The following is a 25,280-nucleotide window of genomic DNA, read 5'->3' on the forward strand; positions in this document are numbered from 1 at the left end:
GTGAGGAGGTACACCGGTGCGGCCCCGCCCGCCCCACCCCGCGGACAAACCGCGAACCCCACGGCAAGGCCGCCCCACTCATAGCCAACGGCAACCGACAAAACCCCAGCCCGGCCGGCGCTTGAGGCCAATCAGTGACCGGCACGGGCAAGCCGGGCCGCACCCCAAACCCAGCCCGGCCGGCGTTTGAGGCCATCTGTGACCGGCACGGTCGAGACGGGCAGAAGCCAAGAGCAGCCTGGCCGGCGCTTGAGGCCACCCCGGACCGACGCGGGCGAGCGGCGGCCAGGTAAAGAGAGCCCGGCCGCGCAGGTGGCCAGGCGATCCCGTTCGGCGCTTCCCGAGCGGCGCCCGCCCCGGCCCGGTGCCAGACTCTGGCAAGGACCACGCGAGGGGCCCGGTGACGACGGCGGGGCCCGACGAAGGAGCTCACCCATGCTCACCACCCGCTATGTCGACGGATCGCCGAACTGGCTCGACCTCGGCACCCCCGACCCCGGCGCGGCGACCTACTTCTACACCGCCCTGTTCGGCTGGACCTTCCGCCCCTCCGAGCGGCCGGAGGCAAGCGGCTACGGCTTCTTCGAGCTGAACGGGCGGGTCGTCGCCGGCGCCATGCACATCTCCGTCGAGCAGGCATCGCCCGGGTGGACCGTCTACTTCCGGACAGCCGACGCCGACGCCACCGCCGACGCGGTCCGGGCGGCCGGCGGCCACGTCGGCTTCCGTCCCATGGCCGTCTTCGACCAGGGCCTCATGGCCCTGTTCAGCGACCGTTCGGGCGCCGCGTTCGGCACCTGGCAGCCCGGCGCCACCGAGGGCCTCGGCGTGGTCGGCGAGGACAACTCCCTCTGCTGGGTCGAGCACTACGGCCCGACCGTCGAGGATGCCGTCGACTTCTACCGCGCGGTCTACGGCTGGAAGACCTACGAGGTCCCCGCTCCCGAAGGCAGCTACACGACGGTCGGGCCCGCCGGGGAGGGCGAGGACCGGATGTTCGGCGGCGCCATCGACCTCGCCGAGCGCATCGAGCGCGGCTCGGCCGCGCACTGGCTGCCGTATTTCGCCGTGGACGACCCCGACGCGGTGTGCCGCCGTGCGCGGGAGCAGGGTGGCAGCGTACGAATGGAGCCGACCGACCTCGAAGGGGTGGGTCGGCTCGCCAAGCTGGGGGACCCGTGGGGCGCCCGGTTCGCGGTGCTGAAGCCGCTTCCGCCGGAGTCCCGCCCCGACATGTGAGGCGGCCGGGAGCGGGCCGCGCAGGGGGCCGGCGGAGGCGTTGATCAGACGTTGATGAGACGTTTTTCCGTGCCCGTCATCATCACCCCATGCGGATCGACAGTACGGCCGCGCACGATCTCGCCTGGCAGGAGCAGGCGCTGTGCGCACAGACCGGATCAGAGTTCTTCTTCCCCGAGCCGGGCAGCTCGGTGCGTGAGGCCAAGCTCATCTGCGAGGCCTGCGACATGCGGGCGGCCTGCCTCGCCTACGCCCTCGCCCACGACGAGCGCTTCGGCGTGTGGGGCGGGCTCTCCGAGAAGGAGCGCGAACGGATGCGGCGCGACAGACGCTGACCGCCTCCCGTCCCCCTCACCGCCCGCCCCGCCCGTACCGGCCGCAGCCGTACGGGCGGTGGCGTTTCGCGGTGTCCCGCTCAGGCCTGCGCGGCGCGCGCCCGCATCCGGGCCTTGCGGGTGGCGAGCCGCTCGTCGAACTTGGCGGCCTCGGCGTCCAGCCCGCCCATGTACAGCCCCAGTTCCTCCTGCGCCCGCACACCCTCCGGGCCCAGCCCGTCGATCTGCATGACCTTCAGGAACCGCAGCACGGGCTGGATCACGTCGTCGTGGTGGATCCGCAGGTTGTAGACCTCGCCGATCGCCATCTGGGCGGCCGCCCGCTCGAAGCCGGGCATGCCGTGGCCGGGCATCCGGAAGTTGACCACCACGTCGCGGACGGCCTGCATCGTCAGGTCCGGCGCCAGCTCGAAGGCGGCGCCCAGCAGGTTCCGGTAGAAGACCATGTGCAGGTTCTCGTCGGTGGCGATCCGGGCCAGCATCCGGTCGCAGACCGGGTCGCCGGACTGGTGGCCGGTGTTGCGGTGCGAGATGCGGGTGGCCAGCTCCTGGAAGGCCACGTACGCCACCGAGTGGAGCATCGAGTGCCGGTTGTCGGACTCGAACCCCTCGCTCATGTGGACCATCCGGAACCGCTCCAGCTCGTCCGGGTCGACGGCCCGCGAGGTGAGCAGGTAGTCCCGCATCACTATGCCGTGGCGGCCCTCCTCGGCGGTCCAGCGGTGCACCCAGGTGCCCCAGGCGCCGTCACGGCCGAAAAGCGACGCGATCTCGTGGTGGTAGCTCGGCAGATTGTCCTCCGTGAGGAGGTTGACGATCAGCGCGGTGCGGCCGATCGGCGTCACCTTCGACTGCTCCTTCTCCCAGGCCTCACCGTCCTCGAAGAAGCCGGGGAAGTTGCGGCCGTCGGACCAGGGCACGTACTCGTGCGGCATCCAGTCCTTGGCCACCTTGAGGTGACGGTTGAGCTCCTTCTCCACGACCTCCTCCAGCGCGTGCAGCAACTGGGCGTCGGTCCATCCGCCGGACGGGGCGAGGTGGGGTGTGGTGACGGTCATGCGGGACTCCTGGGGACGGGGAGTTCTTGCGATGATGCAACTTACGGGAACGTAGGTTACGCACCCGTAGGTTAAGCCCGCCGTAAGGAACCTCTGACGGCGGGGGCCGCGCAAACGCCTGTTTCCGGCCGAACGGCGTACGGAAAGGGCCCGGAGCCCCTGTTTCCAGGGGTCCCGGGCCCTCTCGTGCCCCACTCCGACCGGGATCAGTCCTTCAGCGCGTCCCCCACCTCCTCGGGGGCCGGCTCGCGCAGCTCGCCGCCGAGCAGCAGCCAGCGGGTGATCCCCAACGACCGCAGGAACGGCAGGTCGTGAGAGGCGACCAGCAGCGCGCCCCGGTACGCCGCCAGGGCCGAGGTGAGCTGCCGGACGCTCGCCAGGTCGAGGTTGTTGGTCGGCTCGTCCAGCATCAGCAACTGCGGTGCCGGTTCCGCCGGCATCAGCGAGGCCGGCGCCGCCCGGAACCGCTCGCCGCCGGAGAGCGTGCCCGCCGGACCGGTAGGCCCGCCCGCCCTTGAGCAGGAAGCGGGCCAGCCGTGCCCGTACCTGGTCGGGGGTGCTGCCGGGGGCGGCCCGCGCCACGTTCTCGGCGACGCTGAGCGAGTCGTCGAGCGCGTCCAGACGCTGCGGGAGGAACCGGAGCGGGACCTGGACCAGCACCTCGCCCGCCTCCGGCGCGAGCTGTCCCGCCGCCGGGGCGTCGGCCTCGCCCCGGCGGCGGGACGCGCGCCCCGGCTCAGCGCGTGTCGCGGATGAGCAGGGCGAGGTCCCGGTCGAGGTCGAGGTGGAGGTACTCGCGGCCCGGCGGGACCAGGGCGATGGTGCGGGCCGCGAACCGGCGCAGCTCCTCCGCGCGTACCCGCACCACGGCGGTCCCCTCCGGCGCGTGGAACTCCATGACCACCTGGTCCTCGCCGTGCGGCCGCAGCCGCACGTCCCCCATCCCCGCCTCGCCGGTCAGCCCGGCGGTGAGCAGGTCCCGGGCGAACGACCAGGTCACCTCGACCCCCTCCAGCGTCGAGCGTGCGGGGAAGGTCATGGTCACGGCGAACGGCTCCGTGCGGTCGTACCGCAGCCTCGCCGGAATCGTCGCCATACGCGGCGCGGCTGCGACGAGCTGCGCCTCGACGGACTGCTGGATGACGGTCTCCACGGTGCCCCCCTGGGTCCTCAGGCCGCCCGGGCGGTCAGGCCCCGGCAGTCGGAGAGACGGGGAAAGGGGTGAGTCCGTGCACAGGAGGTGGCGTGAGCTGCGTCACTTCCTCGTCCTCGGCCGCCGGACGGGGCGGGGCCGTTCGGCCGCCGCCCCGGCCCCCCCGCCCGCCCGAGGAGCCCCGCCTCAGACCACGGCCCCCGTCCCCTCCCGCACCCGCTTGCGCTCCCGGTCGGGCGAGGCCGAGGGGCGGCGGCGCCGTTCCAGCCGTACGGCCAGGGGCATCGCGGTGAAGATGGTCGAGGCGATGCCGACCGTGATCCCGGCGAGGAGGGCCACCGCGAAGTCGGTCAGGCTGCCGCCGCCCGACAGGGCCAGCGCCAGCAGGACGAAGACCGCGCCCAGACCGGTGTTGACGGTCCGGGGCAGCGTCTGCCCCACCGCCAGGTCGCCGAGGGTCTCCCAGGGGGCGCCCGGCCGGGCCCGGCGCAGCTCCCGCAGCCGGTCGAAGACGACCACGGTGTCGTTGACCGAGTACCCGACCACGGTCAGCAGCGCCGCCAGGAAGACGCTGTCCACCGGCTTGCCCAACCACGCGAAGAGCCCCACCACCAGCAGCACGTCCTGCGCCATGGCCGCCACCGCCGCCACCGCCAGCGTGCCCCGGAACCGCACGCTCAGGTAGAGCAGTTGTGCCCCGACGGCCACCGCCAGCGCCAGGACGGCCTTGTCCCGCAGCTCCGCCCCGAGACTCGGCCCGACCAGGTCGTCCCGCTCGACGGTCACCTCGCCGCCGCGCTCGGCCAGCGCCGCCCGCACCCGGCGCTCCTCGGCGTCGTCCAGCGGCCCGGTCCGCACCGTCACCAACGAGGCCCCGTCCTGGTCGGCGCGCTGCACCACCGCCTCGGGGAACCCGGCCTCGGCCACCGCGGCCCGCGCGGTCTGCGCGTCCACCGGCCGCTCGGTGGCGTACTGCGTCTGGCGCCCGCCGGTGAACTCCACGCCCAGCTCCAGGCCGCGCACCCCCACGCCCGCCAGCGCCACCAGCAGCAGCCCGCCGGAGAGGAGCAGCCAGCGGCCGCCGGAACGCATCAGCCGGGGCGGTCGCTGTTCCAGCCGCGTCCGCAGCCGCCCCTTCCCGGCCATCCCGGTCATCCGCGGGCGCCGCCTCACCAGGCCGCGGCCCAGTGCCCAGTCGGCGAGGACCCGGGTGATGACCAGCGCCGAGACCATCGAGGCGATCACCCCGACGGCCAGCGTGACCCCGAACCCCTTCACCGGGCCCGTCGCCAGCGCGAAGAGCAGCCCGGCCGCGATCAGCGTGGTGACGTTGGAGTCGAGGACCGCGCTCCACGCCTTGGCGAACCCGCGCGCCAGCGGCCGCCGCAGGTCCTTCGGCCGCCGGGACGCCTGGCCGTACTCCTCGCGGGCCCGCTCGAAGACGAGCACGTTGGCGTCGACGGCCATGCCGACCGCCAGCACGAACCCGGCGATGCCCGGCATGGTCAGCGTCGCGCCGAGTGCCACGATCACCGCGTAGGAGATCAGTCCGTACAGGGAGAGCGCGATGGTGGCGAGCAGGCCGAGGAGGCGGTAGACGGCGGTGATGAAGACGGCCGTGCAGGCCAGGCCGATCAGCGCCGCCCACGCGCCCGCGCGGATCGCGTCGGCGCCGAGGGACGGGCCGACGGTGGACTGCTCGACCACCTCGACCGGCAGCGGCAGCGCGCCGCCCTTGACCAGCGCCGCCAGTTCGCGGGCGCCCTCGGCGTCGAAGCCGCCGGTGATCTGGGTGGAGCCGCCGGTGATGCCGGTGCCGCAGGCCACCGTCTCGCGCATGCCGGGTGCCGAGACGATCCGGTCGTCCAGCACGATCGCCACCCGCCGCCCCGGATCGCCCGGCGCGGCGCAGGCCGCCTCGCCGGTGAGCTCGGCCCAGGCGCCGGCCGCCTTCTTCTCGAAGGAGAGGGCGACCGCCCACCCCTCGCCCGAGGCGGCGTCGAAGTCCGGGCGGGCGTCGCTGATCCCCTCCCCGGTGAGCGCGGGCGGGCCCAGCTCCAGGAAGGCGTCCGGCCGGTCCGGGTCGGCGAGGGCCCGGGAGCCGTCGGCCGCCGCGGGTTCCGCGGCCGCGGTCTCGCCCTGGACGGGGTGGAAGGTGAGCTGGGCGGTGCGGCCGATCACCTCGGAGGCCTCCCGGGGGTCCTGGACCCCGGGGAGTTCGACCACGATGCGGTCGGAGCCGGAGCGGACCAGCTGTGGTTCGGCGACGCCGAGCGCGTCCACTCGCTGCCGCAGCACCTCCAGGGCGCGGTCGGTGGACTCGGCGTCGGGGGAGCGGCCCTGCGCCTCCTGGGCCTGCAGGACGATACGCGTGCCGCCGCTCAGGTCGAGGCCGAGCCGGGCGGGGGTGGTCAGGGCGAGGAAGAGGGACACGGCGACGACGGCGAACGCGATCAGCGCACGCCAGGCCGTGGCACGTCGGGACATGGGGACTCCACGGACGGCCCGCACGGCCGGGGGACGCTGCGGTCTCTCCTCGGGGCGCGCGGGAGCTCGGTCAACGGCGGGGCGGCGCGCGTCCGGTGGGCCGCCGTACCGCGTGGGTAGGGGGCGTGGGCGCGAGCCGCGTCGTCAACTGCTCCGCGCGGGCGGCGGACCCCGGGCCGACCAGGGGCCCGGGGACGTACCGGGCGGGGCCCGCTCCTGGCGGGGCCGCTCCAGCAGACGGCCCGGCGCGGCGGCCTGTTCCGGACCGCCGGACGGCACCGCCGCGGTGGCCGAAAGAGGAGCCTCGCCGGGGTCGGGCGGGGCGGCGGGGGCGAGTTCGGCGTCCCCGGCGGCGTACCCGTCGGCCCGCTCACGCGCCGGGGCGTGCACCCGTACCCACACCGGGGTGTGGACGGCGCGCGGCGCGGGGAGGGCCCGTTCCGGCACGGCCGTGGTGGCCGAGCCGGTGCCCGGGACCTGGCCCGGGAGGGCGGCCGAGGCGCCCGCCACCGCCAGGACCGTCGTCCAGACGGCGCAGATCAGCGCCAGCACCGTCCGGGAGGCCCGGGAGGGCGGCCGGGGGAGCGGGGCACGGCGGCGCGCGGGCCGTTCCGGCATGTGCGCCACCCCCGCCACCGCTCGATCGAAACGCTCACCCTAACCGACCGTCAACGCGCGCACGTCCTGTGGCGACCGCCACCGGGCCACACGGCCGAAAGCATGTCAGCATCGGGGCATGGTGGCACTCAGTGAACTCATTCCTCCGGAGGCGATCCGGCTGGACGCGGCGGCCCCCGACTGGCGGGCCGCCGTCCGCGCGGCGGGCGACCTGCTGGTGGCGAACGGCACGAGTACGGGCGCGTACACCGACGACATGATCCAGAACGTCGTCGACAACGGCCCCTACATCGTCATCGCGCCGGGCTTCGCCTTCGCCCACGCGCGCCCCTCGCCCGCCGTCCGCAGAACGGGTATGTCCTGGGTGCGGCTGGCCGAGCCGGTCGAGTTCGGGCACGACGCCAACGACCCCGTGGACCTGGTCGTCGCCCTCGCCGCCCAGGACAGCGCCGCCCACACCGACGCCATGGCCGCCCTCGCCCGGCTGCTCGCCGATCCCGAGCAGCACGCGCGGCTCCAGGCCGCCGCCACTCCCGAGGACCTGCACGCCCTGCTGCGGGCCCACGACGGGGCGGGCCAGGAGGCGGCGGCGCCCGCGGCGGCGGCCCCGGCGTCGGGACGGACCGGCACCGAGCAGCACAAGATCCTCACCGTCTGCGGCAACGGCGTCGGCACCAGCCTCTTCCTGAAGAACACGTTGGAGCAGGTCCTCGGCCGGTGGGGCTGGGACCGGCAGGTGTCGGTGGAGGCCACCGACACCATCTCGGCCAAGGGGAAGGCGTCCGAGGCGGTCGCCATCCTCACCTCCCGTGAGATCGCCCGGACCCTCGGCGACGTCGGCATCCCGGTGAAGGTCGTCCAGGACTTCACCAGTACCGACGAGGTCGACCACGTCCTGCGCGACACCTACGACGTCTGAGGAGGCGGCGAACCCCCGTGGACTGGCTCGTATCCTTCGCGAAGTTCTTGGTCAACGAGATCCTCAGCGAACCCGCGTACCTGATCGGCATCATCACCGCCGTCGGCCTGATCGCGCTCCGCAAGAGCGTCGGGCAGGTCCTCGGCGGTGCCATCAAGGCGACCCTGGGCTTCCTGCTCATCGGCGCCGGCGCCACCCTGGTGGTCGGCGCGCTCGCGCCGCTCGGCGAGATGATCCAGGGCGCGACCGGCGCCCACGGCGTCATCCCCACCAACGAGGCCATCGTCGGCATCGCCCAGGCGGAGTACGGCTCCCGGGTGGCGTGGCTGATGATCCTCGGCTTCGCCGTCGGCCTGCTGCTCGCCCGCTTCACCCCGCTGCGGTACGTCTTCCTCACCGGTCACCACATGCTCTTCATGGCGACCCTGCTGACCATCGTGCTGGCCACCGCCGGGCAGCCGTCCTGGCTGGTGGTGGTCGTCGGCGGAGTGCTGCTCGGCATCATGCTGGTGGCGATGCCCGCACTGGCGCACCCCTGGACCAAGCGGATCACCGGCAACAACACCGTCGCCATCGGCCACTTCGGCACCGCCGGGTACATCGCGGCGGGCGCCACCGGGCAGCTCGTCGGCAAACGCAGCCGCAGCACCGAGGACATGAACCTCCCCGAGGGGCTGCGCTTCCTGCGCGACTCGATGGTGGCCACCGCCCTGTCGATGGTCCTCATCTACCTGATCATGGCCGTCATCTTCCTCGTCAAGGCCGGCGAGGAGACCGCCTACGCGGCCTTCGCCGCCGGCGGCGGGGAACCGGCGGCCGGGATCGGCGAGTACCTGATGCAGTCCGTGATGCAGGGCCTGCAGTTCGGCATCGCCGTCGCCGTGATCCTCTTCGGCGTCCGCACCATCCTCGGCGAGCTGGTCCCCGCCTTCCAGGGCATCGCCCAGAAGCTCGTCCCCGGCGCCGTCCCCTCGCTGGACGCCCCGATCGTCTTCCCGTACGCGCAGAACGCCGTGCTGATCGGCTTCATCTCCAGCTTCATCGGCGGCCTGGTCAGCCTCGCCCTGCTCGCCTGGGTCTTCGAACCGGCCTTCGGCCTCGCCCTGGTCCTGCCCGGCCTGGTGCCGCACTTCTTCACCGGCGGCGCCGCCGGCGTCTACGGCAACGCCACCGGCGGGCGGCGCGGCGCGGTCCTCGGCGCCTTCGTCAACGGCGTCCTCATCACCTTCCTGCCCGCCCTGCTGCTGAAGGTCCTCGGTGCCTTCGGCGACGAGAACACCACCTTCGGCGACGCCGACTTCGGCTGGTTCGGCGCGATCATCGGCAACGCCGCCAAGCTCGGCTCCACCGCGGGTCTGATCGTGATGCTCGCCTTCGGCCTGCTCATCCTCGCCGGCGCCATCGTCGTCCAGAAGCGCGTCGTGGAGACCGGCTGGGACCCCGGCGCCCGCCGCGACGCCCTCCTGCCGAAGTCCGAGACCGCAGGCGACGACCCGATGGGCGGCGTCGACAGCGCCCGCGAAGGCGCCGGCGACAGCGGCCCCGTCCGCACCCGGGCACGCATCGCCCCGCCCCGCGGCGCGCCGAAGCCGCCTCCGCCGCCCGGGGAGGGGTGAGCCCGCCCGCGCCACGCACAGCGGGGCGCCCCCACCCGTCGGAGACGGAGGGGGCGCCCTCGCGCGTGCCGGCGGCGCCGCTCAGTCGGCCTCCCACACCGTCGTGACGTTGCAGAACTCGCGGATGCCCTCGGCGGCCAGTTCCCGGCCGTAGCCGGAGCGCTTGACGCCGCCGAAGGGGAGGGCGGGGTGCGAGGCGGTCATGCCGTTGACGAAGACGCCGCCCGCCTCCAGGTCCCGTACGCAGCGGTCGATGTCGTGGCGGTCGCGGGTCCAGACATTGGAACTCAGGCCGAAGGAGGTGTCGTTGGCCAGCTCCACCGCCTCGTCCAGGCTGCCCGCCCGGTACACCGTGGCCACCGGGCCGAACGCCTCCTCGCGGTGGATGCGCATCGTCGCGTCCACCCCGGCCAGCACCGTCGGTGCGTAGAACCAGCCGCGCTCCTCGTACCCCTCGGGCCGGCCGCCGCCGCAGAGCACCTGCGCACCGTGCTCGACCGCGTCGTCGACCAGTTCGGCGAGGTCGCTGCGGCCCTGCTCGCTGGAGAGCGGGCCCACGTCGGTGGTGTCGTCCATCGGGTCGCCCACCCGCAGCGCCCGCATCGCCTCGGTGAACCGCCGGGTGAACTCCTCGTAGACGTCGGTGTGCACGATGAACCGCTTGGCGGCGATGCAGGACTGGCCGTTGTTCTGCGTCCGCGCGGTCACCGCCGTCTTCGCGGCCCGCTCCACGTCGGCCGAGGGCAGCACCAGGTACGGGTCGCTGCCGCCCAGTTCCAGCACCGTCTTCTTGATCTCGTCCCCGGCGACCGAGGCAACCGACCGCCCGGCCGGCTCGCTGCCGGTCAGCGTCGCCGCCGCCACCCTCGGGTCGCGCAGGATCGCCTCCACCTCGCTCGAGCCGATCAGCAGCGTCTGGAAGCAGCCCTCCGGGTATCCGGCGCGGCGGAAGAGCGCCTCCAGGTAGAGCGCGGTCTGCGGCACGTTCGAGGCGTGCTTCAGCAGTCCCACGTTGCCCGCCATCAGCGCGGGCGCCGCGAAGCGGATCACCTGCCACAGCGGGAAGTTCCACGGCATCACCGCCAGCACCGGACCCAGCGGCCGGCAGACGACCCGGGCCCGCACCGCGCCGGAGTCCTCCACGTCGGCCTGGTCCGGGTGCTCGTCGGCGAGCAGCCCCTCGGCCCGGTCGGCGTACCAGCGCATCGCCTTCACGCACTTGGCCGCCTCCGCCCGGGCGGAGGCCACCGTCTTGCCCATCTCCAGGGTCATGGTGCGGGCGATCTCCGGCGTGTCCTCCTCCAGCAGCTCCGCCGCCCGGCGCAGCAGCCGCGACCGGTCCGCGAAGGAGGTCAGCCGGTGCTCCCGGTACGCCTCCTCCGCCCGCGCCAGCCGCTTCTCGATCTCCTCGGAGGTCAGTGCCTCGAACGTCCTGAGGGTCTCCCCGGTCGCCGGGTTCACCGTCGCGATCGCCATGCCCACACCTCTCACTCCGGTACACCGCGATCCGGTGCGGCGTACTGCGCTCACCAACCTGCCGCCCGCCCACGGACCCCGCAAACGGACGCGGGCCGCCCTCCGTACCCGCCGCTCGTGCCGGACGCTCCCGAAGGCGTCCGCACAGGGCCCCGAATGTGTGCCAGGCGCCCGTGCGGGCCGCCCGGCGGGCGACGAAGGAGGCCGACGGCGGGTCCTGCGGCCCTGCCGAGCCCCGTGCCCCCGTCCCCGCCGCCTACACCCCGACCGCCCCTTCCTCCTCGGCCAACCCCGCCACCAGCCGCTCCACGAAGAGCCGCTGCGCCACCACCAGCAGGGCCCGCGCCCGTCCCGGCGGCCACCACGCCACCCGGTCCAGCTCCGGGAACTCGCGGGTACGCCCCGAGCCGCGCGGCCACTCGATGGTGAACGTCCCCGGCACCACCGCCTCCGGGTCCAGGTCGGCCTCCACCGCCCAGGCCGTCACCGTCTTCCCGCCGCTCTGCCGCACCTCGCCCAGCTCCCGCACCGGCCCGTCCGGCGGCAGAAGGCCCAGCTCCTCCTGGAACTCCCGGCGCGCCGCGTGCCAGGCGTCCTCGCCCTCGGCGTACTCGCCCTTCGGTACCGTCCACGCGCCGGTGTCCTGCCGCGCCCAGTACGGGCCGCCCATGTGGCCGAGCAGCACCTCGATGCCGTCCGGCACCCGCCGGTACAGCAGCAGACCCGCACTGCGCCGTCCTCCCATCCGCCCAGTCTGGCCGACCTGCCGCCGCCCCGCCCGCCCGGAGCGCGTAGCCTCACCGCCCATGCACGCCCACCCCGCTCCCGCCGCCGTCGCGGTGCCCGCCGACTGGCCCGCCACCGGGGCCGAGGCCCGCGCCGTGCAGGACACCCTGCGCCCCCGCGTCGACCTCACCGGACCAGGACCCGCGCCGGGCACCGGCACCGCCACCGGCGTCGACGTGGCCTACGACGACGCCCGCGGCCTGGTCGCCGCGGCCGCCGTCGTCCTGGACGCGGCCACCCTGGAGGTGGTCGAGGAGGCCACCGCCGTGGGGCCGGTCTCCTTCCCGTACGTCCCCGGACTGCTGGCCTTCCGCGAACTGCCCGCCGTCCTCGGCGCTCTGGCCGCCCTCACCGCTCCGCCCGGCCTCGTCGTCTGCGACGGCTACGGGGTGGCCCACCCGCGCCGGTTCGGGCTCGCCAGCCACCTCGGCGTGCTCACCGGGCTGCCGGCCATCGGCGTCGCCAAGAACCCCTTCACCTTCACCCACCGCCCGCCCGGCGGCCGGCGCGGCGACCAGGCCCCGCTCACCGACGGCACCGAGGAGGTCGGCCGCGCGCTGCGCACCCGCGCCGGGGTCAAGCCGGTCTACGTCTCCGCCGGGCACGGCGTCCCGCTGGAGGCGGCCGTCGCCCACACCCTGCGCCTCGCCCCGGCCTACCGCCTCCCCGAGACCACCCGCCGCGCCGACGCCCTCTGCCGGGAGGTGCTGAAGGAGGCCGTGGGCGGGGGAGCGGAGCAGGGCTGAGCGCCGGGCCGGCTCAGACGCCGGGGGCCTGGCGCACCGCGATCCCGTTCCGCTCCAGCAGCGCCGCCGTCACCCCGTCCCCCGGCACCAGCGCGCCCCGGAACTCCCCGTCGTACACCGCGCCCCGCCCGCAGGACGGGCTGCGCGGCATCAGCACCGCCTCGGTGCACCCGGCCCGGCGGGCGGCGGCCAGCGCCCGCCGGGCACCCTCCACGAAGGCCTCGGTGACGTCCGCGCCGGTGGTGTCCACCACACGGGCCCGGCCGTCGAGCACCGCGTGCCCGTCGCCGCCGACCAGCTCCGCCGCCGGACGCGGCGTCGCCAGACCGCCCGCCTGCTCCGGACAGAACGCCACCGCGCGCCGCCCCGCCAGCTCCCCGGCGAGCGCCCCGGACGCCTTGTCCCGCCCGTCGAAACGGCAGGGAACGCCCCGCAGGCAGGCACTGACCAGAAGCGGGGGAGCGCCGGCTGCTGCCCCGGCCTCGGTGTGCTCGTCACTCATGCGGTCAGCGTAGGGCGGGGGTCCGGAAAAGCCCGGCCGGCCTCGGCGGCCGTCCGGAACCGGCAGGGTCGTGACGGGCCGGGGCAGCGCCGAGGTAGGCCCAAAAGCCGCCAGCCCTTGGTCTCGGCGCCCTGTGCGGGAACAGCCGTCACCCGCGGTCGGCCGAAGGTCGGTGGTGCCGATACTGGCTGAGTTGTCGGCGCCGCCGGTCCGTCGCACAGGTCAGCACTCGACATCGAATGCGAGCTGACCGTATCGGCACTCGGCGATCTGCACAGGGCGCAGCAGGCGGGCGAACGCCTCGGTCACGGGTCCGGGCAGTCCGAGAGCCCGTCCGGCGTCGAGGACGGCTTCACGCACGGTCGATTCCATGGAGCGCAGCGTGCCATGCGCCACTGACGCTCAGTGCTCCTGTCGCCCGCCCGGAACTGAGCGCTTGCTTTCCGGGGGCTTGTGGCCCAGCCCCGCCGTCCATAACATCAGCACTGTTACATCAGTTGTGTCACAAGGTCGGCGCGCGACGGAGCGAGGAAGACATGACGGACACGGCCACGACCGGTCCCCTGCAAGGCGTCCGGGTGGTGGAACTCGCGGGCATCGGCCCCGGCCCCTTCGCCGCGATGCTCCTCGCCGACCTCGGCGCCGACGTGGTCCGGGTCGACCGGCCCGGCGGCGCGGGCCTCGGCATCGACCCCGCCCAGGACCTCACCAACCGCAACAAGCGCTCCGTCCTGGTCGACCTCAAGGCCGAGGACGGCGCCGCCCAGCTCCTGGAGCTGGTGGAGCGCGCCGACATCCTCGTCGAGGGGTACCGCCCGGGCGTCGCCGAACGCCTCGGCGTCGGCCCCGACGCCTGCCTGGAGCGCAACCCCCGCCTCGTCTACGGCCGGATGACCGGCTGGGGCCAGGACGGCCCCCTCGCCGACCGGGCCGGCCACGACATCGGCTACATCGCCGTCACCGGCACCCTCGGCCTGATCGGCGAACCAGACGCGCCCCCGGCCGTCCCGGCCAACCTCGTCGGCGACTACGCGGGCGGCTCCCTCTACCTCGTCACCGGTGTCCTCGCCGCCCTCCACCACGCCCGCGCCCACGGCACCGGGCAGGTGGTCGACGCCGCCATCGTCGACGGCACCGCCCACCTCACCACGATGATCCACGCCATGTTCGGCGCGGGCGTCTGGCAGGACCGTCGCCGCAGCAACCTCCTCGACGGCGGCGCCCCCTTCTACGGCTGCTACACCACCGCCGACGGCGGACACATGGCCGTCGGCGCGCTGGAGCCCCGCTTCTACGCCGAGTTCACCCGCGTCCTCGGCCTCCCCGACGATGCTCCCGGCCAGGGCGACCTGGCCCGCTGGGAGGAGCTGCGCGAGGCGGTCGCCGCCCGCTTCGCCACCCGTACCCGCGACGAGTGGGCCGACCTCTTCGCCGGCACCGACGCCTGCGTCGCCCCCGTCCTCTCCCTCGCCGAGGCCGCGGGCCACCCGCACCTCGCCGCCCGCGGGACCTTCACCACCCATGACGGCCGCGTCCAGCCCGCCCCGGCCCCCCGCTTCTCCGCCACCCCGACCGCCGTCCGCGGCGGGCCCGCCCTCCCCGGTGCCGACACCGCCGAGGTCGCCCGCGACTGGGGACTGGCCACCCGCTGACGCACCGGCACCACCGCCGCACCCCGACCCGCGGACCCCGCCCGGCGGGAACCGACCGCACCCCGCGCCCAGGAGGCACCGAGCATGGAACGGCAGATCTACACCGCCGAGCACGAGGCGTTCCGCGACACCGTCCGCACCTTCCTCGCCAAGGAGGTGCTGCCCCACTACGACCAGTGGGAGAAGGACGGCATCACCAGCCGCGCCGCCTGGCTCGCCGCCGGACGGCAGGGCCTGCTCGGTCTCGCCGTGGACGAGGAGTACGGCGGCGGGGGCAACCCCGACTTCCGCTACAGCGCGGTCCTCGGCGAGGAGTTCGCCCGTGCCGGGGTCCCCGGCCTCGCCATCGGCCTGCACAACGACATCGTCGGCCCCTACCTCACCGGGCTGGCCACCGAGGAGCAGAAGCGCCGCTGGCTGCCCGGCTTCTGCTCGGGCGAGACGATCACCGCCATCGCCATGACCGAACCCGGCGCCGGCTCCGACCTCCAGTCCATCCGCACCACCGCCGAGGACAAGGGCGACCACTTCCTGCTCAACGGCGCCAAGACCTTCATCTCCAACGGCATCCTCGCCGACCTCGTCGTGGTCGCCGCCAGGACCACCCCCGAGGGGGGCGCCCACGGCCTCTCCCTGCTGGTCGTCGAGCGCGGCGCCGAAGGGTTCGAACGCGGCCGCAACCTCGACAAGATCGGCCAGAAGTCCCAGGACACCGCCGAACTCTTCTTCCACGACGTCCGCGTCCCCAAGGAGAACCTGCTCGGCGAACGCGACGGCGCCTTCCTCCACCTGATGACCAATCTGGCCCAGGAGCGGATGGCCATCGCGGTCGCCGCCATCACCGCCGCCGAGTACCTGGTGGAGATCACCTCCACCTACGTCAAGGAGCGCGAGGCCTTCGGCCGCCCGCTCTCCCGGCTCCAGCACATCCGCTTCGAGATCGCCGAGATGGCCACCGAGTGCGCCGTCACCCGCGCCTTCCTCGACCGCTGCATCGCCGACCACGCCGAGGGCAAGCTCGACGCGGTCCACGCCTCGATGGCCAAATGGTGGGCCACCGAACTCCAGAAGCGCACCGCCGACCGCTGCCTCCAGCTCCACGGCGGCTACGGCTACATGAACGAGTACCCCGTCGCCAAGGCCTTCACCGACGGGCGCATCCAGACCATCTACGGCGGGACGACCGAGATCATGAAGGAGATCATCGGCCGCTCCCTGCTGGGCTGACCGGCCCGCCGCTCCGCACTCCCCGAAAGGCTCAAGTCTTGACCACCGAAGCGTACGTCTACGACGCGATCCGCACCCCGCGCGGTCGCGGCAAGGCCAACGGCTCCCTGCACGGCACCAAGCCGATCGACCTCGTCGTCGGCCTCATCCACGAGATCCGCGCCCGCTTCCCCGGCCTCGACCCCGCCGCCGTGGACGACATCGTCCTCGGCGTGGTCAGCCCCATCGGCGACCAGGGCTCCGACATCGCCCGCATCGCGGCCATCGCCGCCGGGCTGCCCGACACCGTCGCGGGCGTCCAGGAGAACCGCTTCTGCGCCTCCGGCCTGGAAGCGGTCAACCTCGCCGCCGCCAAGGTCCGCTCCGGCTGGGAGGACCTGATCCTGGCGGGCGGCGTCGAGTCGATGTCCCGCGTCGCCATGGGCTCCGACGGCGGAGCCTGGGCGATGGACCCGATGACCAGCTTCGAGACCGGCTTCGCCCCGCAGGGCATCGGCGCCGACCTCATCGCCACCATCGAGGGGTTCACCCGCCGCGACGTGGACGAGTACGCCGCCCTCTCCCAGGAGCGCGCCGCCACCGCCTGGAAGGAGGGCCGGTTCGCCCGCTCGGTCGTCCCCGTCCGCGACCGCAACGGCCTGACCGTACTCGACCACGACGAGCACCTGCGCCCCGGCACCACCGCCGACTCGCTCGCCGCCCTCAAGCCGTCCTTCGCGGGCATCGGCGACCTCGGCGGCTTCGACGCCGTGGCGCTCCAGAAGTACCACTGGGTCGAGAAGATCGACCACGTCCACCACGCGGGCAACTCCTCCGGCATCGTGGACGGCGCCTCCCTGGTCGCCGTCGGCAACCGCGAGACCGGCGAGCGGTACGGCCTGACCCCGCGCGCCCGGATCGTCTCCGCCGCCGTCTCCGGCTCCGAGCCCACCATCATGCTCACCGGCCCCGCCCCGGCCACCCGCAAGGCGCTCGCCAAGGCCGGGCTGACCATCGACGACATCGACCTGGTCGAGATCAACGAGGCCTTCGCCGGTGTCGTCCTGCGCTTCGTCAAGGACATGGGGCTGAGCCTGGACAAGGTCAACGTCAACGGCGGCGCCATCGCGCTCGGCCACCCCCTCGGCGCCACCGGCGCGATGATCCTCGGCACCCTCGTCGACGAACTGGAGCGGCAGGACAAGCGGTACGGCCTCGCCACCCTCTGCGTCGGCGGCGGCATGGGCGTCGCCACCATCGTCGAACGCCTCTGACCGCCCGCGCCCCCGCCCTTCCGCCCGCCCACACGGAGCAGCCACACATGAGTGAGTCCACCACCGCGTCGACCATCCGCTGGGAGCAGGACGACACCGGCGTCGTCACGCTCGTCCTCGACGACCCCGCCCAGTCCGCCAACACCATGAACGCGGCCTTCATCCGCTCGATCGGCGAGGTCGCCGACCGCGCCGAGGCCGAGAAGGACACCATCCGCGGCATCATCGTCACCTCCGCGAAGAAGACCTTCTTCGCCGGTGGCGACCTCAAGGACATGATCCAGGCCACCCCCGACCAGGCCCGGGAGGTCTTCGAGCGCGGCCTGGCCATCAAGAGGGCGCTGCGCCGCATCGAGACCCTCGGCAAGCCCGTCGTCGCCGCCGTCAACGGCGCGGCCCTCGGCGGCGGCTACGAGATCGCCCTCGCCTGCCACCACCGCATCGCCCTGGACGCCCCCGGCTCCAAGATCGGCCTGCCCGAGGTCACCCTCGGCCTGCTACCGGCGGGCGGCGGCGTCACCCGCAGCGTGCGGCTGCTCGGCGTCACCGACGCGCTGCTCAAGCTCCTCCTCCAGGGCACCCAGTACAGCCCGCGCCGCGCCCTCGACAACGGCCTCGTGCACGCGGTCGCCGAGACGCCCGAGCAGATGATCGCGGAGGCCCGCGCCTTCATCGACGCCCACCCCGAGTCGGTCCAGCCCTGGGACGTGAAGGGCTACCGCATCCCCGGCGGCACCCCCGCCCACCCGAAGTTCGCCGCCAACCTCCCGGCGTTCCCGGCCAACCTCAAGAAGCAGACCTCCGGCGCCCCCTACCCGGCCCCGCGCAACATCCTCGCGGCCGCCGTCGAGGGCTCCCAGGTCGACTTCGAGACGGCCCAGGTCATCGAGGCCCGCTACTTCACCGAGCTGGTCACCGGGCAGATCGCCAAGAACATGATCCAGGCGTTCTTCTTCGACCTCCAGGCCGTCAACTCCGGCGCCAACCGGCCGAAGGACGTCGAGCGGTCCACCGTCCGCAAGGTCGCCGTCCTCGGCGCCGGGATGATGGGCGCCGGCATCGCCTACTCCTGTGCCCGCGCCGGGATCGAGGTCGTCCTCAAGGACGTCACCCCGGAAGCCGCCGCCAAGGGCAAGGCGTACTCCGAGAAGCTCTGCGACAAGGCCGTCTCCCGCGGCCGTACCACCCGCGTGAAGGCGGACGCGGTGCTCGCCCGGATCACGCCGACCGCCGAGGTGGCCGACCTCGCCGGGTGCGACGCGGTGATCGAGGCGGTCTTCGAGGACACCTCCCTCAAGCACAAGGTGTTCCAGGAGGTCCAGGACGTCGTCGCCCCCGACGCGCTGCTCTGCTCCAACACCTCCACCCTGCCCATCACCGCCCTCGCCGAGGGGGTGAAGCGGCAGGAGGACTTCATCGGCCTGCACTTCTTCTCGCCGGTCGACAAGATGCCGCTGGTGGAGATCATCAAGGGCGGGCGAACCGGCGAGGTGGCGCTGGCCCGCGCCTTCGACCTGGTCCGTCAGATCAAGAAGACCCCGATCGTGGTCAACGACTCGCGGGGCTTCTTCACCTCCCGGGTCATCGGCCACTTCATCAACGAGGGCGTCGCCATGGTCGGCGAGGGGCTCGATCCGGTCTCCGTGGAGCAGGCCGCCGCACAGGCCGGGTACCCGGCCAAGGTCCTCTCCCTGGTGGACGAACTGACCCTGACCCTGCCCCGCAAGATCCGCAACGAGACGAGGAAGGCGATCGAGGAGGCCGGCGGCACCTGGCCCGGCCACCCCGCCGACGCGGTCGTGGACCGGATGGTGGACGAGTTCGGCCGCACCGGCCGCAGCGGCGGCGCCGGATTCTACGACTACGCCGAGGACGGCTCCCGCACCGGGCTCTGGCCCGGGCTGCGCGAGCACTTCACCCGGCCGGGCGCCACCATCCCGTTCCGGGACATGCAGGAGCGGATGCTCTTCTCGGAGGCCCTGGACACCGTCCGCCTCGTCGAGGAAGGCGTCCTCACCTCGGTCGCCGACGCCAACATCGGCTCCATCATGGGCATCGGCTTCCCCGCCTGGACCGGCGGCATCCTCCAGTACATCAACGGCTACGAGGGCGGCCTGCCCGGCTTCGTGGCCCGCGCCGAGGAGCTGGCCGCCACCTACGGCGAGCGGTTCACGCCTCCGGCGCTGCTGGTCGCCAAGGCCGAGAAGGGCGAGCGGTTCACCGACTGACCGCCCTCGGCCCGGCCGCGCCCCCGTCCGCCTCCCGCAGGCGGGCGGGGGCACCGTCGTACAGGGGCCCCGGGGGCTCCCTCCGTAAGATCAGCCGCCGGCCGGAAGCCAGCTCCGCAGCTCGTCGCGGAGGGAGCGCTGGAAGGTCGTGACCAGGGCCTGCACCACCAGCGGCTGCATGTGCGCCGAGAGCGACTTGACCCGCTCCACCTCACCGGGATCGCCGGACGCCTCGACCGGGCCCCACACCTCGTCCTTGAAGAGCCGGGACAGCTCGGCCGCGGCCGACCGGGTGTGCTCCATGAGGATCGCCCGGGCCGCGAGGATCGCCTCGTGCGCGAGGGGGACGTCCAGCAGCTGCAGGCCGAGCCGGAGCATCCCCGGGTCGACCAGGAAGGCGTCCGGGTCCGCGGTGGCGGCCAGCGCGCCCATCGCGGTCAGCCGTGCCACGTCCTGCCCGGTCAGCGGCCGGCCGGCCCGTCGCTCCAGCTCCGCCCGCGAGGTCTCCTCGGCGCTGTCCGGCAGCCAGGTGGCGACCAGCGCCCGGTGGAGCGCGAGGTCCTGGTCGCTCAGGTCGGCGGGGAGCCGCTCCAGATAGCGCTCGATCGCGGCCAGGGTCAGCCCCTGGTGCTGGAGGTCCTCGATCAGGGCGAGCCGCGACAGGTGCGCCGGGCCGTAGTGGCCCACCCGGCGCGGGCCGATGGCCGGGGGCGGCAGCAGGCCCCGGGTGGAGTAGAAGCGGATGGTGCGGACGGTGACGCCCGTCCGGGCGGCCAGCTCGTCGATCGTGAGCGTCGGCTCGCCGGTCTCCGTCGTCATGTCAGCGCCTCCCTCTGGAGTGCAACAGTATTGCTGTCTCACCACTGTGGTGAAAGTGGCCACGGCGCACGGAGGGGCGGAAGGCGACGTACCGCTGGGAGGAAACCGGACATGTCCGGTCTTGGGTTCCGTGCGGCCGGACCCGCACGTCCGCACCACCACACAATCCCCGCTTTTGGTAGGTGCAAGGTGCGCGGGTCTGGGCAGGGGCGAAGTGCTGTGGCCCCCTGCCGGCCCGCGCCCGCCCAGGTCTCCCGGCCGTCAGGCGGACGTACCGCCTGACGGCGGAAGCGTCCGACACCGGCCCGGTGGCGCCTGTTCGCGCGCGAGTCTGTGGTAGGGGTCACCGGATACATGTCCCTCTGTCCCCCATCCACATCCACCCCGAAAGGTGCCGCCTGTGACGCGCGAAAAGCACACACCAGGGGCCGGCGACGGCCCGAAGCTCGCGCCTGACACCCCACCCGGCGGCCCCGCCGAACGTAGCGGGCCGACCACCGACCGCGTCGTGTTCGGTGTCACCGCGGCCCTCACCCTGGCTTTCGTCCTGTGGGGCGCGCTCGCCACCGACGCGCTGGAGACCGCCTCCAGCGCGATGTTGAACTGGCTCATCCACAACGGCGGCTGGGCCTTCATGCTCGCCGCCACCGGCTTCGTCGTCTTCGCCCTGTGGCTCGCGATGAGCCGTTACGGCAAGATCACCCTGGGCGCGGAGGGGGAGGGGCCGGAGTTCCGGACCGTCTCCTGGATCGCCATGATGTTCAGCGCCGGCATGGGCATCGGCCTGATGTTCTTCGGCGTCAGCGAGCCTCTCGCCCACTTCGCCGACCCGCCGCCGGGCACGGACCCGGCCGACGCGGGTGAGGCCATGCAGACCGCGATGGCGACCACCCTCTTCCACTGGACGCTCCACCCGTGGGCGATCTACGCCGTGGTGGGCCTCGCCATCGCCTACAGCACGTTCCGGCGGCGCCGCCGCCAGACCATCAGCGCGGTCTTCGAGCCGCTCATCGGTGAGAAGCGGGCCCGGGGCGTCTGGGGCCGTGTCATCGACATCATCGCCATCTTCGCGACGCTCTTCGGCTCGGCCGCCTCGCTCGGCCTCGGCGCCCTCCAGATCGGCAGCGGCATCGAGGAGCTGGACTGGCTCTCCGTCGCCGGAACCGGCCTGCTGGTCGTCATCATCGCCGTGCTCACGGTGGCCTTCGTCGCCTCCGCCGTCTCCGGCGTCGAACGCGGCATCCAGTGGCTCTCCAACATCAACATGGTGCTGGCGCTGCTGCTCGCCCTCTTCGTCTTCATCGCCGGGCCGACCGTCATCATGCTGGACATGCTGCCGACCTCCATCGGCGCCTACCTCCAGGACCTCCCGCAGCTCATCGGCCGCACGGAGGCCTCCACGGGCGAAGGGGTCGGCGACTGGCTGGGCTCCTGGACGGTCTTCTACTGGGCCTGGTGGATCTCCTGGACGCCCTTCGTCGGCATGTTCATCGCCCGGATCAGCCGGGGCCGCACCATCCGCCAGTTCGTCGGCGGCGTCATCCTGGTGCCGAGCACCGTCAGCCTCATCTGGTTCGCCGTCTTCGGCACGACCGCGATGAGCCTCTCGGAGCAGGGCCGGCTCGCGGCCGACGCCACGCAGGAGGCGCAGCTCTTCGGCGTCCTCGCCGAGTACCCCATCGCCACCGTCACCAGCATCCTGGTGATGGTCCTGGTCGGGATCTTCTTCGTCTCCGGCGCCGACGCGGCCTCCATCGTCATGGGCACCCTCTCGCAGAAGGGCCGCCTGGAGCCGAGCCGGTTCGTCGTCATCTTCTGGGGTGTCGTCACCGGAGCCGTCGCCGCCATCATGCTGCTGATCGGCGGGGGCGAGGACGACGCCCTGGCAGGGCTGCAGAACCTCACCATCCTGGTGGCCGCGCCGTTCGTCCTGGTGATGATCGGCATGTGCGTGGCCCTCATGCGCGACCTGCGCCGCGACCCGCTCATCGTGCGCGGCGTCATGGGCAGCGAGGCCGTCGAGATGGCCGTCATCGCCGGTCACGAGAAGTACGACGGCGAGTTCGAGATCCGTATCGGGCCCGGCCAGGGGCCCGAGAGCGCCGGTGACCCGATCGGCATCACCGGTCCCGAGGACGACGGGGGCGGCGGGGAGCGCATCCACGTCAAGTCCTGACCCCGCACCCTCCCGCCTGTGCCCGCCCCGCCTCCTCAGGCGCGGCGGGCACAGGCGTACCGGCACCCCTAAGCGTCCACCAGCCCCGCCACCTCGCGGGCGCAGCCCCAGGCGACGGTCACCCCGGCGCCGCCGTGGCCGTAGTTGTGCACCAGCACGCCACCGCCCGGCAGCTCCTCCCGCTCCAGCCGGACCCCGCCGGCGCGCTCGGGGCGCAGCCCCACCCGGTGCCCGAGGATCCGCGCCCCGGCGATCTCCGGGCGCAGCTGAGCGCAGCGCGCCACGATGGCCCGGGCCGTCTCCGGGTCGGGCTCCAACGCGTCCGCCCCCGCCTCCGCGGTCCCGCCGAGCAGCAGGCGGCCCGGCTGCGGGATGAAGTACGTCGACTCGGCGCCCGTACCGGTCCGGGTGAACCAGGTGTCCACGCCCGGGTTCTCCACCACGACCAACTGCCCGCGCACCGGCCGCACCCCCGCGTCGCGCACCAGCCGCGCGGCACCCAGCCCCGTGCAGTTGACCACCACGCCGGCCTCGGCGGCGGCCTCGGCCGGTGAGCCGGCGGCCCGCCGCTCGACATGGCCCCCGGCCGCCTCCAGCCGCCGCCGGAGCCACCTCAGGTGCGTCGGCATGTCGAGCACCGGGAGCCGCGCCCACAGGCCGTCGCCCGGCGCGTACTCGGCGGCGGTCGCGGCCCGCAGCCCGTCCACCTCGGCCGCCCACCCGCCGAGCTCCTCGCGGCGGGTCGCCGCGTGCACCCCGGACACCAGCCGCGCCCCGGTCTCCTCGGGCCGGTCCACCAGCCCCGCGTACACCTCCAGCGAGCGCAGCGCCCAGAGTCCGACCCGCTCCTCCGGCTCGATGCGGTACGGCCACCAGAGGCCGCCCGCCACCGCCGAGGTCGTCGCCTCCGGCTCCTCGGGGCTCCAGAGGCGGACCCGGCGCCCCGCTTCCGCGAGCACCACCGCCGAGGTCAGCCCGATGACTCCACCGCCCAGCACGATCGTTTCGCCGTTCATGGCCGGACGGTAACGGAGCACGCGCCGGCGGGGGAGGGCGGGGCGGCGCCCGGCACCGGCCCCGGGCCGGCCTTGTGTGACCATGGCGGTCCGTCGAGGGGAGGATCCGGGGACATGGAGAGGGACACCGCCGGGAGACTGCGGGCGATCTGCGGAGAACTGTCGGAGCGCTTCTACGAGCGGGCCGACGTGGTGCGGACCCTCTGCGTCACCCTGCTGGCAGGACAGCACTCGCTGCTGCTCGGCCCGCCCGGGACGGCCAAGTCCGAGCTGGCCAGGGAGATCACGAGCCGGGTGGAGGACGCCTCGTACTGGGAGATCCTCCTGTCGAAGTTCACCGCGCCGACGCGGATGTTCGGCCCGGTGGACGTCGGTGCGCTGGCCCGGGGCGAGTACCGGCAGGTCTTCGAGGGCCGGGCCACCACCGCGCACATCGCCTTCATCGACGAGATCTTCAAGTGCTCCGCGGCCGCGCTCAACGAGACCCTCGGCTTCCTCAACGAGCGGATCTACCACCCGGAGAACGGCGGGGAGCCGATCCGCTGCCCCCTGATCGGCGCCATCACCGCCAGCAACGAACTGCCCTCAGGCGAGGAGAACGCGGCCGTCTACGACCGGCTGCTGGTGCGGATCGAGGTCGGGTACCTCGCGGACCCCTCCAACTTCGCCTCCCTGATCCGCTCCGCCGTCCGCCGCCCCGAGCCGCCGACGCGGACCACCGTCGCCCTGGCGGAGCTTCAGCGGGCGGTCGCCGAGGAAGTCCCGGCCGTGGAGGTCCCCGACACGGTGGTGGACGCGGTCTGCACCCTGCGGGCAGCCCTGCGCCGCAAGGAACTGGTCGCCTCCGACCGCCGCTGGCGGCAGGCGGTGCGGCTGCTCCAGGCCTCCGCCTACCTCGACGGCCGTACGGCGGTCTCCGAGACCGACCTGTCGGTGCTGACCCACGTCCTGTGGGACTCGCCCGCCCAGCGGCCCACCGTCGAGCGCGAGGTGCTCCAGCTGGTCAACCCCGACGCCAGGGAGGCCCTCGACCTGGCCGACACCATCGGGGAGCTGGAGGCCCAACTCGACTCCATGGCCGGGCAGCCCCGCGAGGCGCTCAGCGAATGGGTGATCAAGAACGCCCACCAGAAGCTGGCCCTGGCCGGGAAGCGGCTGGAGAAGCTGCGCGAGGAGGCGGCGGCGGCCGGCCGTTCCACCGCCGCCATCGAACGCGTCACCGGCCGCCAGCGCGCCGTACGGGCCCGTGTCCTGACCGAGGCGCTGGGCGTGGACGCGAGCATGGTGCGGGCGCAGCTGTGAGACCGGGGGACCGGGGAACGGCTGAAGCGCCGCCCACCCTGCACGAGATGGCGGGGCAGGCCGCCAGGTGGCTGGCGCTCTCCGATCCGGCTCCGGCACGGCACACCTCCGCCGTCCTCGCCGACCCGTATGACCGGATGGCCTGGCGGGACACCTACGCCCAGTCGGCCGCGCTACGGGAGCTCGCCGCCGAGCTGGCGGCCCGCCACGACCACGCCACCGACCTGCTGGCCGACACCTTCCTCGCCGCCTACCTGCCCGCGCCCAGGGTCCGCGAGCCCGCCCTGATGGCTCCCTCCCGGCTGGTCAACCGCCAGGCCGTGGCGGAGCTGGCCGCCTCGCCGGACTTCGCCGAGCTGAGGCGGGAGACCGTCGGCGACCCGTACGCCGCCGCCCTGGCCGTGCTCGCCCAGTCCACCGCCCTGCGGCGCCTGCTGGAGGGTACGGACGAGGCCCGGCGGGCGGCCGGCCGGGCGCAGCAGGCGCGGCAGCACGTCGACCGCGCCGCGGCGGCGGTGGGGGAGGCGCTCCAGCAGGCGGGTGCCACGGCTGACGCCGACGGGAACGCCACCTCCCCGGCGGCCGACGCGGTACGGCAGGCGACCGACGCCGCCGAAGCCGCCGAGCGGGCCGCCCGCCAGGCCGAGGCGGCGGCCGGGCAGGCCCTGGAGG

At 73.7% G+C, this 25,280-nt stretch carries 21 protein-coding genes and 2 pseudogenes; 12 read left to right on the forward strand and 11 right to left on the reverse strand.

The window, feature by feature from the left end:
* Positions 1 to 435: 435 nt before the first annotated feature.
* On the forward strand, positions 436 to 1,239 hold the full coding sequence (locus ACFWMZ_RS26530) for a VOC family protein (RefSeq protein ID WP_383204635.1): 804 nt from the start codon (positions 436 to 438) through the stop codon (positions 1,237 to 1,239).
* A gap of 89 nt (positions 1,240 to 1,328) precedes the next feature.
* A complete protein-coding gene (locus ACFWMZ_RS26535; protein ID WP_100453658.1) occupies positions 1,329 to 1,574 on the forward strand; it encodes a WhiB family transcriptional regulator in 246 nt (81 codons plus the stop codon).
* Between the two features lie 80 nt (positions 1,575 to 1,654).
* On the opposite strand, the gene ACFWMZ_RS26540 is transcribed toward ACFWMZ_RS26535, so the two are convergent.
* From ACFWMZ_RS26540 to ACFWMZ_RS26560, 5 genes and pseudogenes are all read right to left on the reverse strand, one after another.
* Positions 1,655 to 2,632 carry an acyl-ACP desaturase gene (locus ACFWMZ_RS26540; RefSeq protein WP_383181635.1) on the reverse strand — a complete coding sequence of 326 codons (978 nt, stop codon included), beginning with the start codon at positions 2,630 to 2,632 and terminating at the stop codon, positions 1,655 to 1,657.
* Positions 2,633 to 2,838: 206 nt separating this feature from the next.
* A pseudogene (locus ACFWMZ_RS26545) lies at positions 2,839 to 3,322 on the reverse strand (ABC transporter ATP-binding protein); the annotation flags it as partial.
* A gap of 46 nt (positions 3,323 to 3,368) precedes the next feature.
* The gene (locus ACFWMZ_RS26550) at positions 3,369 to 3,785 is read right to left on the reverse strand and encodes an SsgA family sporulation/cell division regulator (RefSeq protein WP_129847175.1); all 417 of its coding nucleotides are present in this window, start codon (positions 3,783 to 3,785) and stop codon (positions 3,369 to 3,371) included.
* A gap of 186 nt (positions 3,786 to 3,971) precedes the next feature.
* Positions 3,972 to 6,272 (reverse strand): protein translocase subunit SecD, encoded by a 2,301-nt coding sequence (secD, locus tag ACFWMZ_RS26555; RefSeq protein ID WP_383181638.1) that lies wholly within the window; start codon positions 6,270 to 6,272, stop codon positions 3,972 to 3,974.
* Positions 6,273 to 6,416: 144 nt separating this feature from the next.
* Complete coding sequence (locus ACFWMZ_RS26560) at positions 6,417 to 6,890, reverse strand: hypothetical protein (RefSeq protein WP_383181641.1); 474 nt, start codon at positions 6,888 to 6,890, stop codon at positions 6,417 to 6,419.
* A 118-nt stretch (positions 6,891 to 7,008) separates the two neighbouring features.
* Between ACFWMZ_RS26560 and ACFWMZ_RS26565 the strand changes: the two genes are divergently transcribed.
* Entirely contained in the window at positions 7,009 to 7,809 is an 801-nt protein-coding gene (locus ACFWMZ_RS26565; protein WP_383204638.1) for a PTS sugar transporter subunit IIA, read from the forward strand.
* 17 nt (positions 7,810 to 7,826) lie between these two features.
* Entirely contained in the window at positions 7,827 to 9,425 is a 1,599-nt protein-coding gene (locus ACFWMZ_RS26570; protein WP_383204641.1) for a PTS ascorbate transporter subunit IIC, read from the forward strand.
* Between the two features lie 81 nt (positions 9,426 to 9,506).
* Here the strand turns inward: ACFWMZ_RS26570 and ACFWMZ_RS26575 are convergent, their stop codons facing one another.
* Together ACFWMZ_RS26575 and ACFWMZ_RS26580 are read right to left on the reverse strand one after the other, a co-directional pair.
* Positions 9,507 to 10,901, reverse strand: coding sequence for an NADP-dependent succinic semialdehyde dehydrogenase (locus ACFWMZ_RS26575; RefSeq protein WP_383204644.1), 1,395 nt, complete (start codon positions 10,899 to 10,901; stop codon positions 9,507 to 9,509).
* A 256-nt stretch (positions 10,902 to 11,157) separates the two neighbouring features.
* Positions 11,158 to 11,646 (reverse strand): NUDIX domain-containing protein, encoded by a 489-nt coding sequence (locus ACFWMZ_RS26580; RefSeq protein WP_383181652.1) that lies wholly within the window; start codon positions 11,644 to 11,646, stop codon positions 11,158 to 11,160.
* 61 nt (positions 11,647 to 11,707) lie between these two features.
* Between ACFWMZ_RS26580 and ACFWMZ_RS26585 the strand changes: the two genes are divergently transcribed.
* Positions 11,708 to 12,433 carry an endonuclease V gene (locus tag ACFWMZ_RS26585; RefSeq protein ID WP_383204647.1) on the forward strand — a complete coding sequence of 242 codons (726 nt, stop codon included), beginning with the start codon at positions 11,708 to 11,710 and terminating at the stop codon, positions 12,431 to 12,433.
* Between the two features lie 13 nt (positions 12,434 to 12,446).
* Here the strand turns inward: ACFWMZ_RS26585 and ACFWMZ_RS26590 are convergent, their stop codons facing one another.
* On the reverse strand, positions 12,447 to 12,935 hold the full coding sequence (locus ACFWMZ_RS26590) for a DUF523 domain-containing protein (protein ID WP_383181659.1): 489 nt from the start codon (positions 12,933 to 12,935) through the stop codon (positions 12,447 to 12,449).
* 222 nt (positions 12,936 to 13,157) lie between these two features.
* The gene (locus ACFWMZ_RS26595) at positions 13,158 to 13,307 is read right to left on the reverse strand and encodes a hypothetical protein (RefSeq protein WP_383181661.1); all 150 of its coding nucleotides are present in this window, start codon (positions 13,305 to 13,307) and stop codon (positions 13,158 to 13,160) included.
* A 164-nt stretch (positions 13,308 to 13,471) separates the two neighbouring features.
* Between ACFWMZ_RS26595 and ACFWMZ_RS26600 the strand changes: the two genes are divergently transcribed.
* From ACFWMZ_RS26600 to ACFWMZ_RS26615, 4 genes are all read left to right on the forward strand, one after another.
* A complete protein-coding gene (locus ACFWMZ_RS26600; RefSeq protein ID WP_383181663.1) occupies positions 13,472 to 14,587 on the forward strand; it encodes a CaiB/BaiF CoA transferase family protein in 1,116 nt (371 codons plus the stop codon).
* 84 nt (positions 14,588 to 14,671) lie between these two features.
* Complete coding sequence (locus ACFWMZ_RS26605) at positions 14,672 to 15,814, forward strand: acyl-CoA dehydrogenase family protein (RefSeq protein ID WP_383204650.1); 1,143 nt, start codon at positions 14,672 to 14,674, stop codon at positions 15,812 to 15,814.
* 38 nt (positions 15,815 to 15,852) lie between these two features.
* Positions 15,853 to 17,067 (forward strand): acetyl-CoA C-acetyltransferase, encoded by a 1,215-nt coding sequence (locus tag ACFWMZ_RS26610; protein WP_383204652.1) that lies wholly within the window; start codon positions 15,853 to 15,855, stop codon positions 17,065 to 17,067.
* 47 nt (positions 17,068 to 17,114) lie between these two features.
* A complete protein-coding gene (locus ACFWMZ_RS26615; RefSeq protein ID WP_383204655.1) occupies positions 17,115 to 19,295 on the forward strand; it encodes a 3-hydroxyacyl-CoA dehydrogenase NAD-binding domain-containing protein in 2,181 nt (726 codons plus the stop codon).
* Between the two features lie 90 nt (positions 19,296 to 19,385).
* Here the strand turns inward: ACFWMZ_RS26615 and ACFWMZ_RS26620 are convergent, their stop codons facing one another.
* Positions 19,386 to 20,114: a MerR family transcriptional regulator gene (locus ACFWMZ_RS26620; protein ID WP_383181675.1), complete on the reverse strand. Its 729-nt coding sequence runs from the start codon at positions 20,112 to 20,114 to the stop codon at positions 19,386 to 19,388.
* A 400-nt stretch (positions 20,115 to 20,514) separates the two neighbouring features.
* Between ACFWMZ_RS26620 and ACFWMZ_RS26625 the strand changes: the two genes are divergently transcribed.
* Positions 20,515 to 22,290, forward strand: a complete 1,776-nt coding sequence (locus tag ACFWMZ_RS26625) for a BCCT family transporter (RefSeq protein WP_383181678.1) — start codon at positions 20,515 to 20,517, stop codon at positions 22,288 to 22,290.
* Positions 22,291 to 22,358: 68 nt separating this feature from the next.
* On the opposite strand, the gene ACFWMZ_RS26630 is transcribed toward ACFWMZ_RS26625, so the two are convergent.
* On the reverse strand, positions 22,359 to 23,306 hold the full coding sequence (locus tag ACFWMZ_RS26630) for an FAD-dependent oxidoreductase (protein ID WP_383204658.1): 948 nt from the start codon (positions 23,304 to 23,306) through the stop codon (positions 22,359 to 22,361).
* 114 nt (positions 23,307 to 23,420) lie between these two features.
* Here ACFWMZ_RS26630 and ACFWMZ_RS26635 point away from each other — a divergent pair, with 114 nt between their 5' ends.
* On the forward strand, positions 23,421 to 24,608 hold the full coding sequence (locus ACFWMZ_RS26635) for an AAA family ATPase (protein WP_383181683.1): 1,188 nt from the start codon (positions 23,421 to 23,423) through the stop codon (positions 24,606 to 24,608).
* A gap of 47 nt (positions 24,609 to 24,655) precedes the next feature.
* Positions 24,656 to 25,280 (forward strand): annotated as a pseudogene (locus ACFWMZ_RS26640) (hypothetical protein); the annotation flags it as partial.

This window comes from Streptomyces sp. NPDC058373 (assembly GCF_042723275.1).
GTDB lineage: Bacteria > Actinomycetota > Actinomycetes > Streptomycetales > Streptomycetaceae > Streptomyces.

Excerpts from the sequence above, each read along its gene's own strand:
- ACFWMZ_RS26630 (WP_383204658.1), bottom strand. The coding sequence starts at position 23,306 with ATGAACGGCGAAACGATCGTGCTGGGCGGTGGAGTCATCGGGCTGACC.
- ACFWMZ_RS26580 (WP_383181652.1), bottom strand. The coding sequence starts at position 11,646 with ATGGGAGGACGGCGCAGTGCGGGTCTGCTGCTGTACCGGCGGGTGCCG.
- ACFWMZ_RS26565 (WP_383204638.1), top strand. The coding sequence starts at position 7,009 with ATGGTGGCACTCAGTGAACTCATTCCTCCGGAGGCGATCCGGCTGGAC.
- ACFWMZ_RS26615 (WP_383204655.1), top strand. The coding sequence starts at position 17,115 with ATGAGTGAGTCCACCACCGCGTCGACCATCCGCTGGGAGCAGGACGAC.
- ACFWMZ_RS26560 (WP_383181641.1), bottom strand. The coding sequence starts at position 6,890 with ATGCCGGAACGGCCCGCGCGCCGCCGTGCCCCGCTCCCCCGGCCGCCC.
- ACFWMZ_RS26620 (WP_383181675.1), bottom strand. The coding sequence starts at position 20,114 with ATGACGACGGAGACCGGCGAGCCGACGCTCACGATCGACGAGCTGGCC.
- ACFWMZ_RS26540 (WP_383181635.1), bottom strand. The coding sequence starts at position 2,632 with ATGACCGTCACCACACCCCACCTCGCCCCGTCCGGCGGATGGACCGAC.
- ACFWMZ_RS26605 (WP_383204650.1), top strand. The coding sequence starts at position 14,672 with ATGGAACGGCAGATCTACACCGCCGAGCACGAGGCGTTCCGCGACACC.
- ACFWMZ_RS26595 (WP_383181661.1), bottom strand. The coding sequence starts at position 13,307 with ATGGAATCGACCGTGCGTGAAGCCGTCCTCGACGCCGGACGGGCTCTC.
- ACFWMZ_RS26600 (WP_383181663.1), top strand. The coding sequence starts at position 13,472 with ATGACGGACACGGCCACGACCGGTCCCCTGCAAGGCGTCCGGGTGGTG.
- ACFWMZ_RS26575 (WP_383204644.1), bottom strand. The coding sequence starts at position 10,901 with ATGGCGATCGCGACGGTGAACCCGGCGACCGGGGAGACCCTCAGGACG.
- ACFWMZ_RS26530 (WP_383204635.1), top strand. The coding sequence starts at position 436 with ATGCTCACCACCCGCTATGTCGACGGATCGCCGAACTGGCTCGACCTC.
- ACFWMZ_RS26635 (WP_383181683.1), top strand. The coding sequence starts at position 23,421 with ATGGAGAGGGACACCGCCGGGAGACTGCGGGCGATCTGCGGAGAACTG.
- ACFWMZ_RS26535 (WP_100453658.1), top strand. The coding sequence starts at position 1,329 with ATGCGGATCGACAGTACGGCCGCGCACGATCTCGCCTGGCAGGAGCAG.
- secD (WP_383181638.1), bottom strand. The coding sequence starts at position 6,272 with ATGTCCCGACGTGCCACGGCCTGGCGTGCGCTGATCGCGTTCGCCGTC.
- ACFWMZ_RS26590 (WP_383181659.1), bottom strand. The coding sequence starts at position 12,935 with ATGAGTGACGAGCACACCGAGGCCGGGGCAGCAGCCGGCGCTCCCCCG.
- ACFWMZ_RS26585 (WP_383204647.1), top strand. The coding sequence starts at position 11,708 with ATGCACGCCCACCCCGCTCCCGCCGCCGTCGCGGTGCCCGCCGACTGG.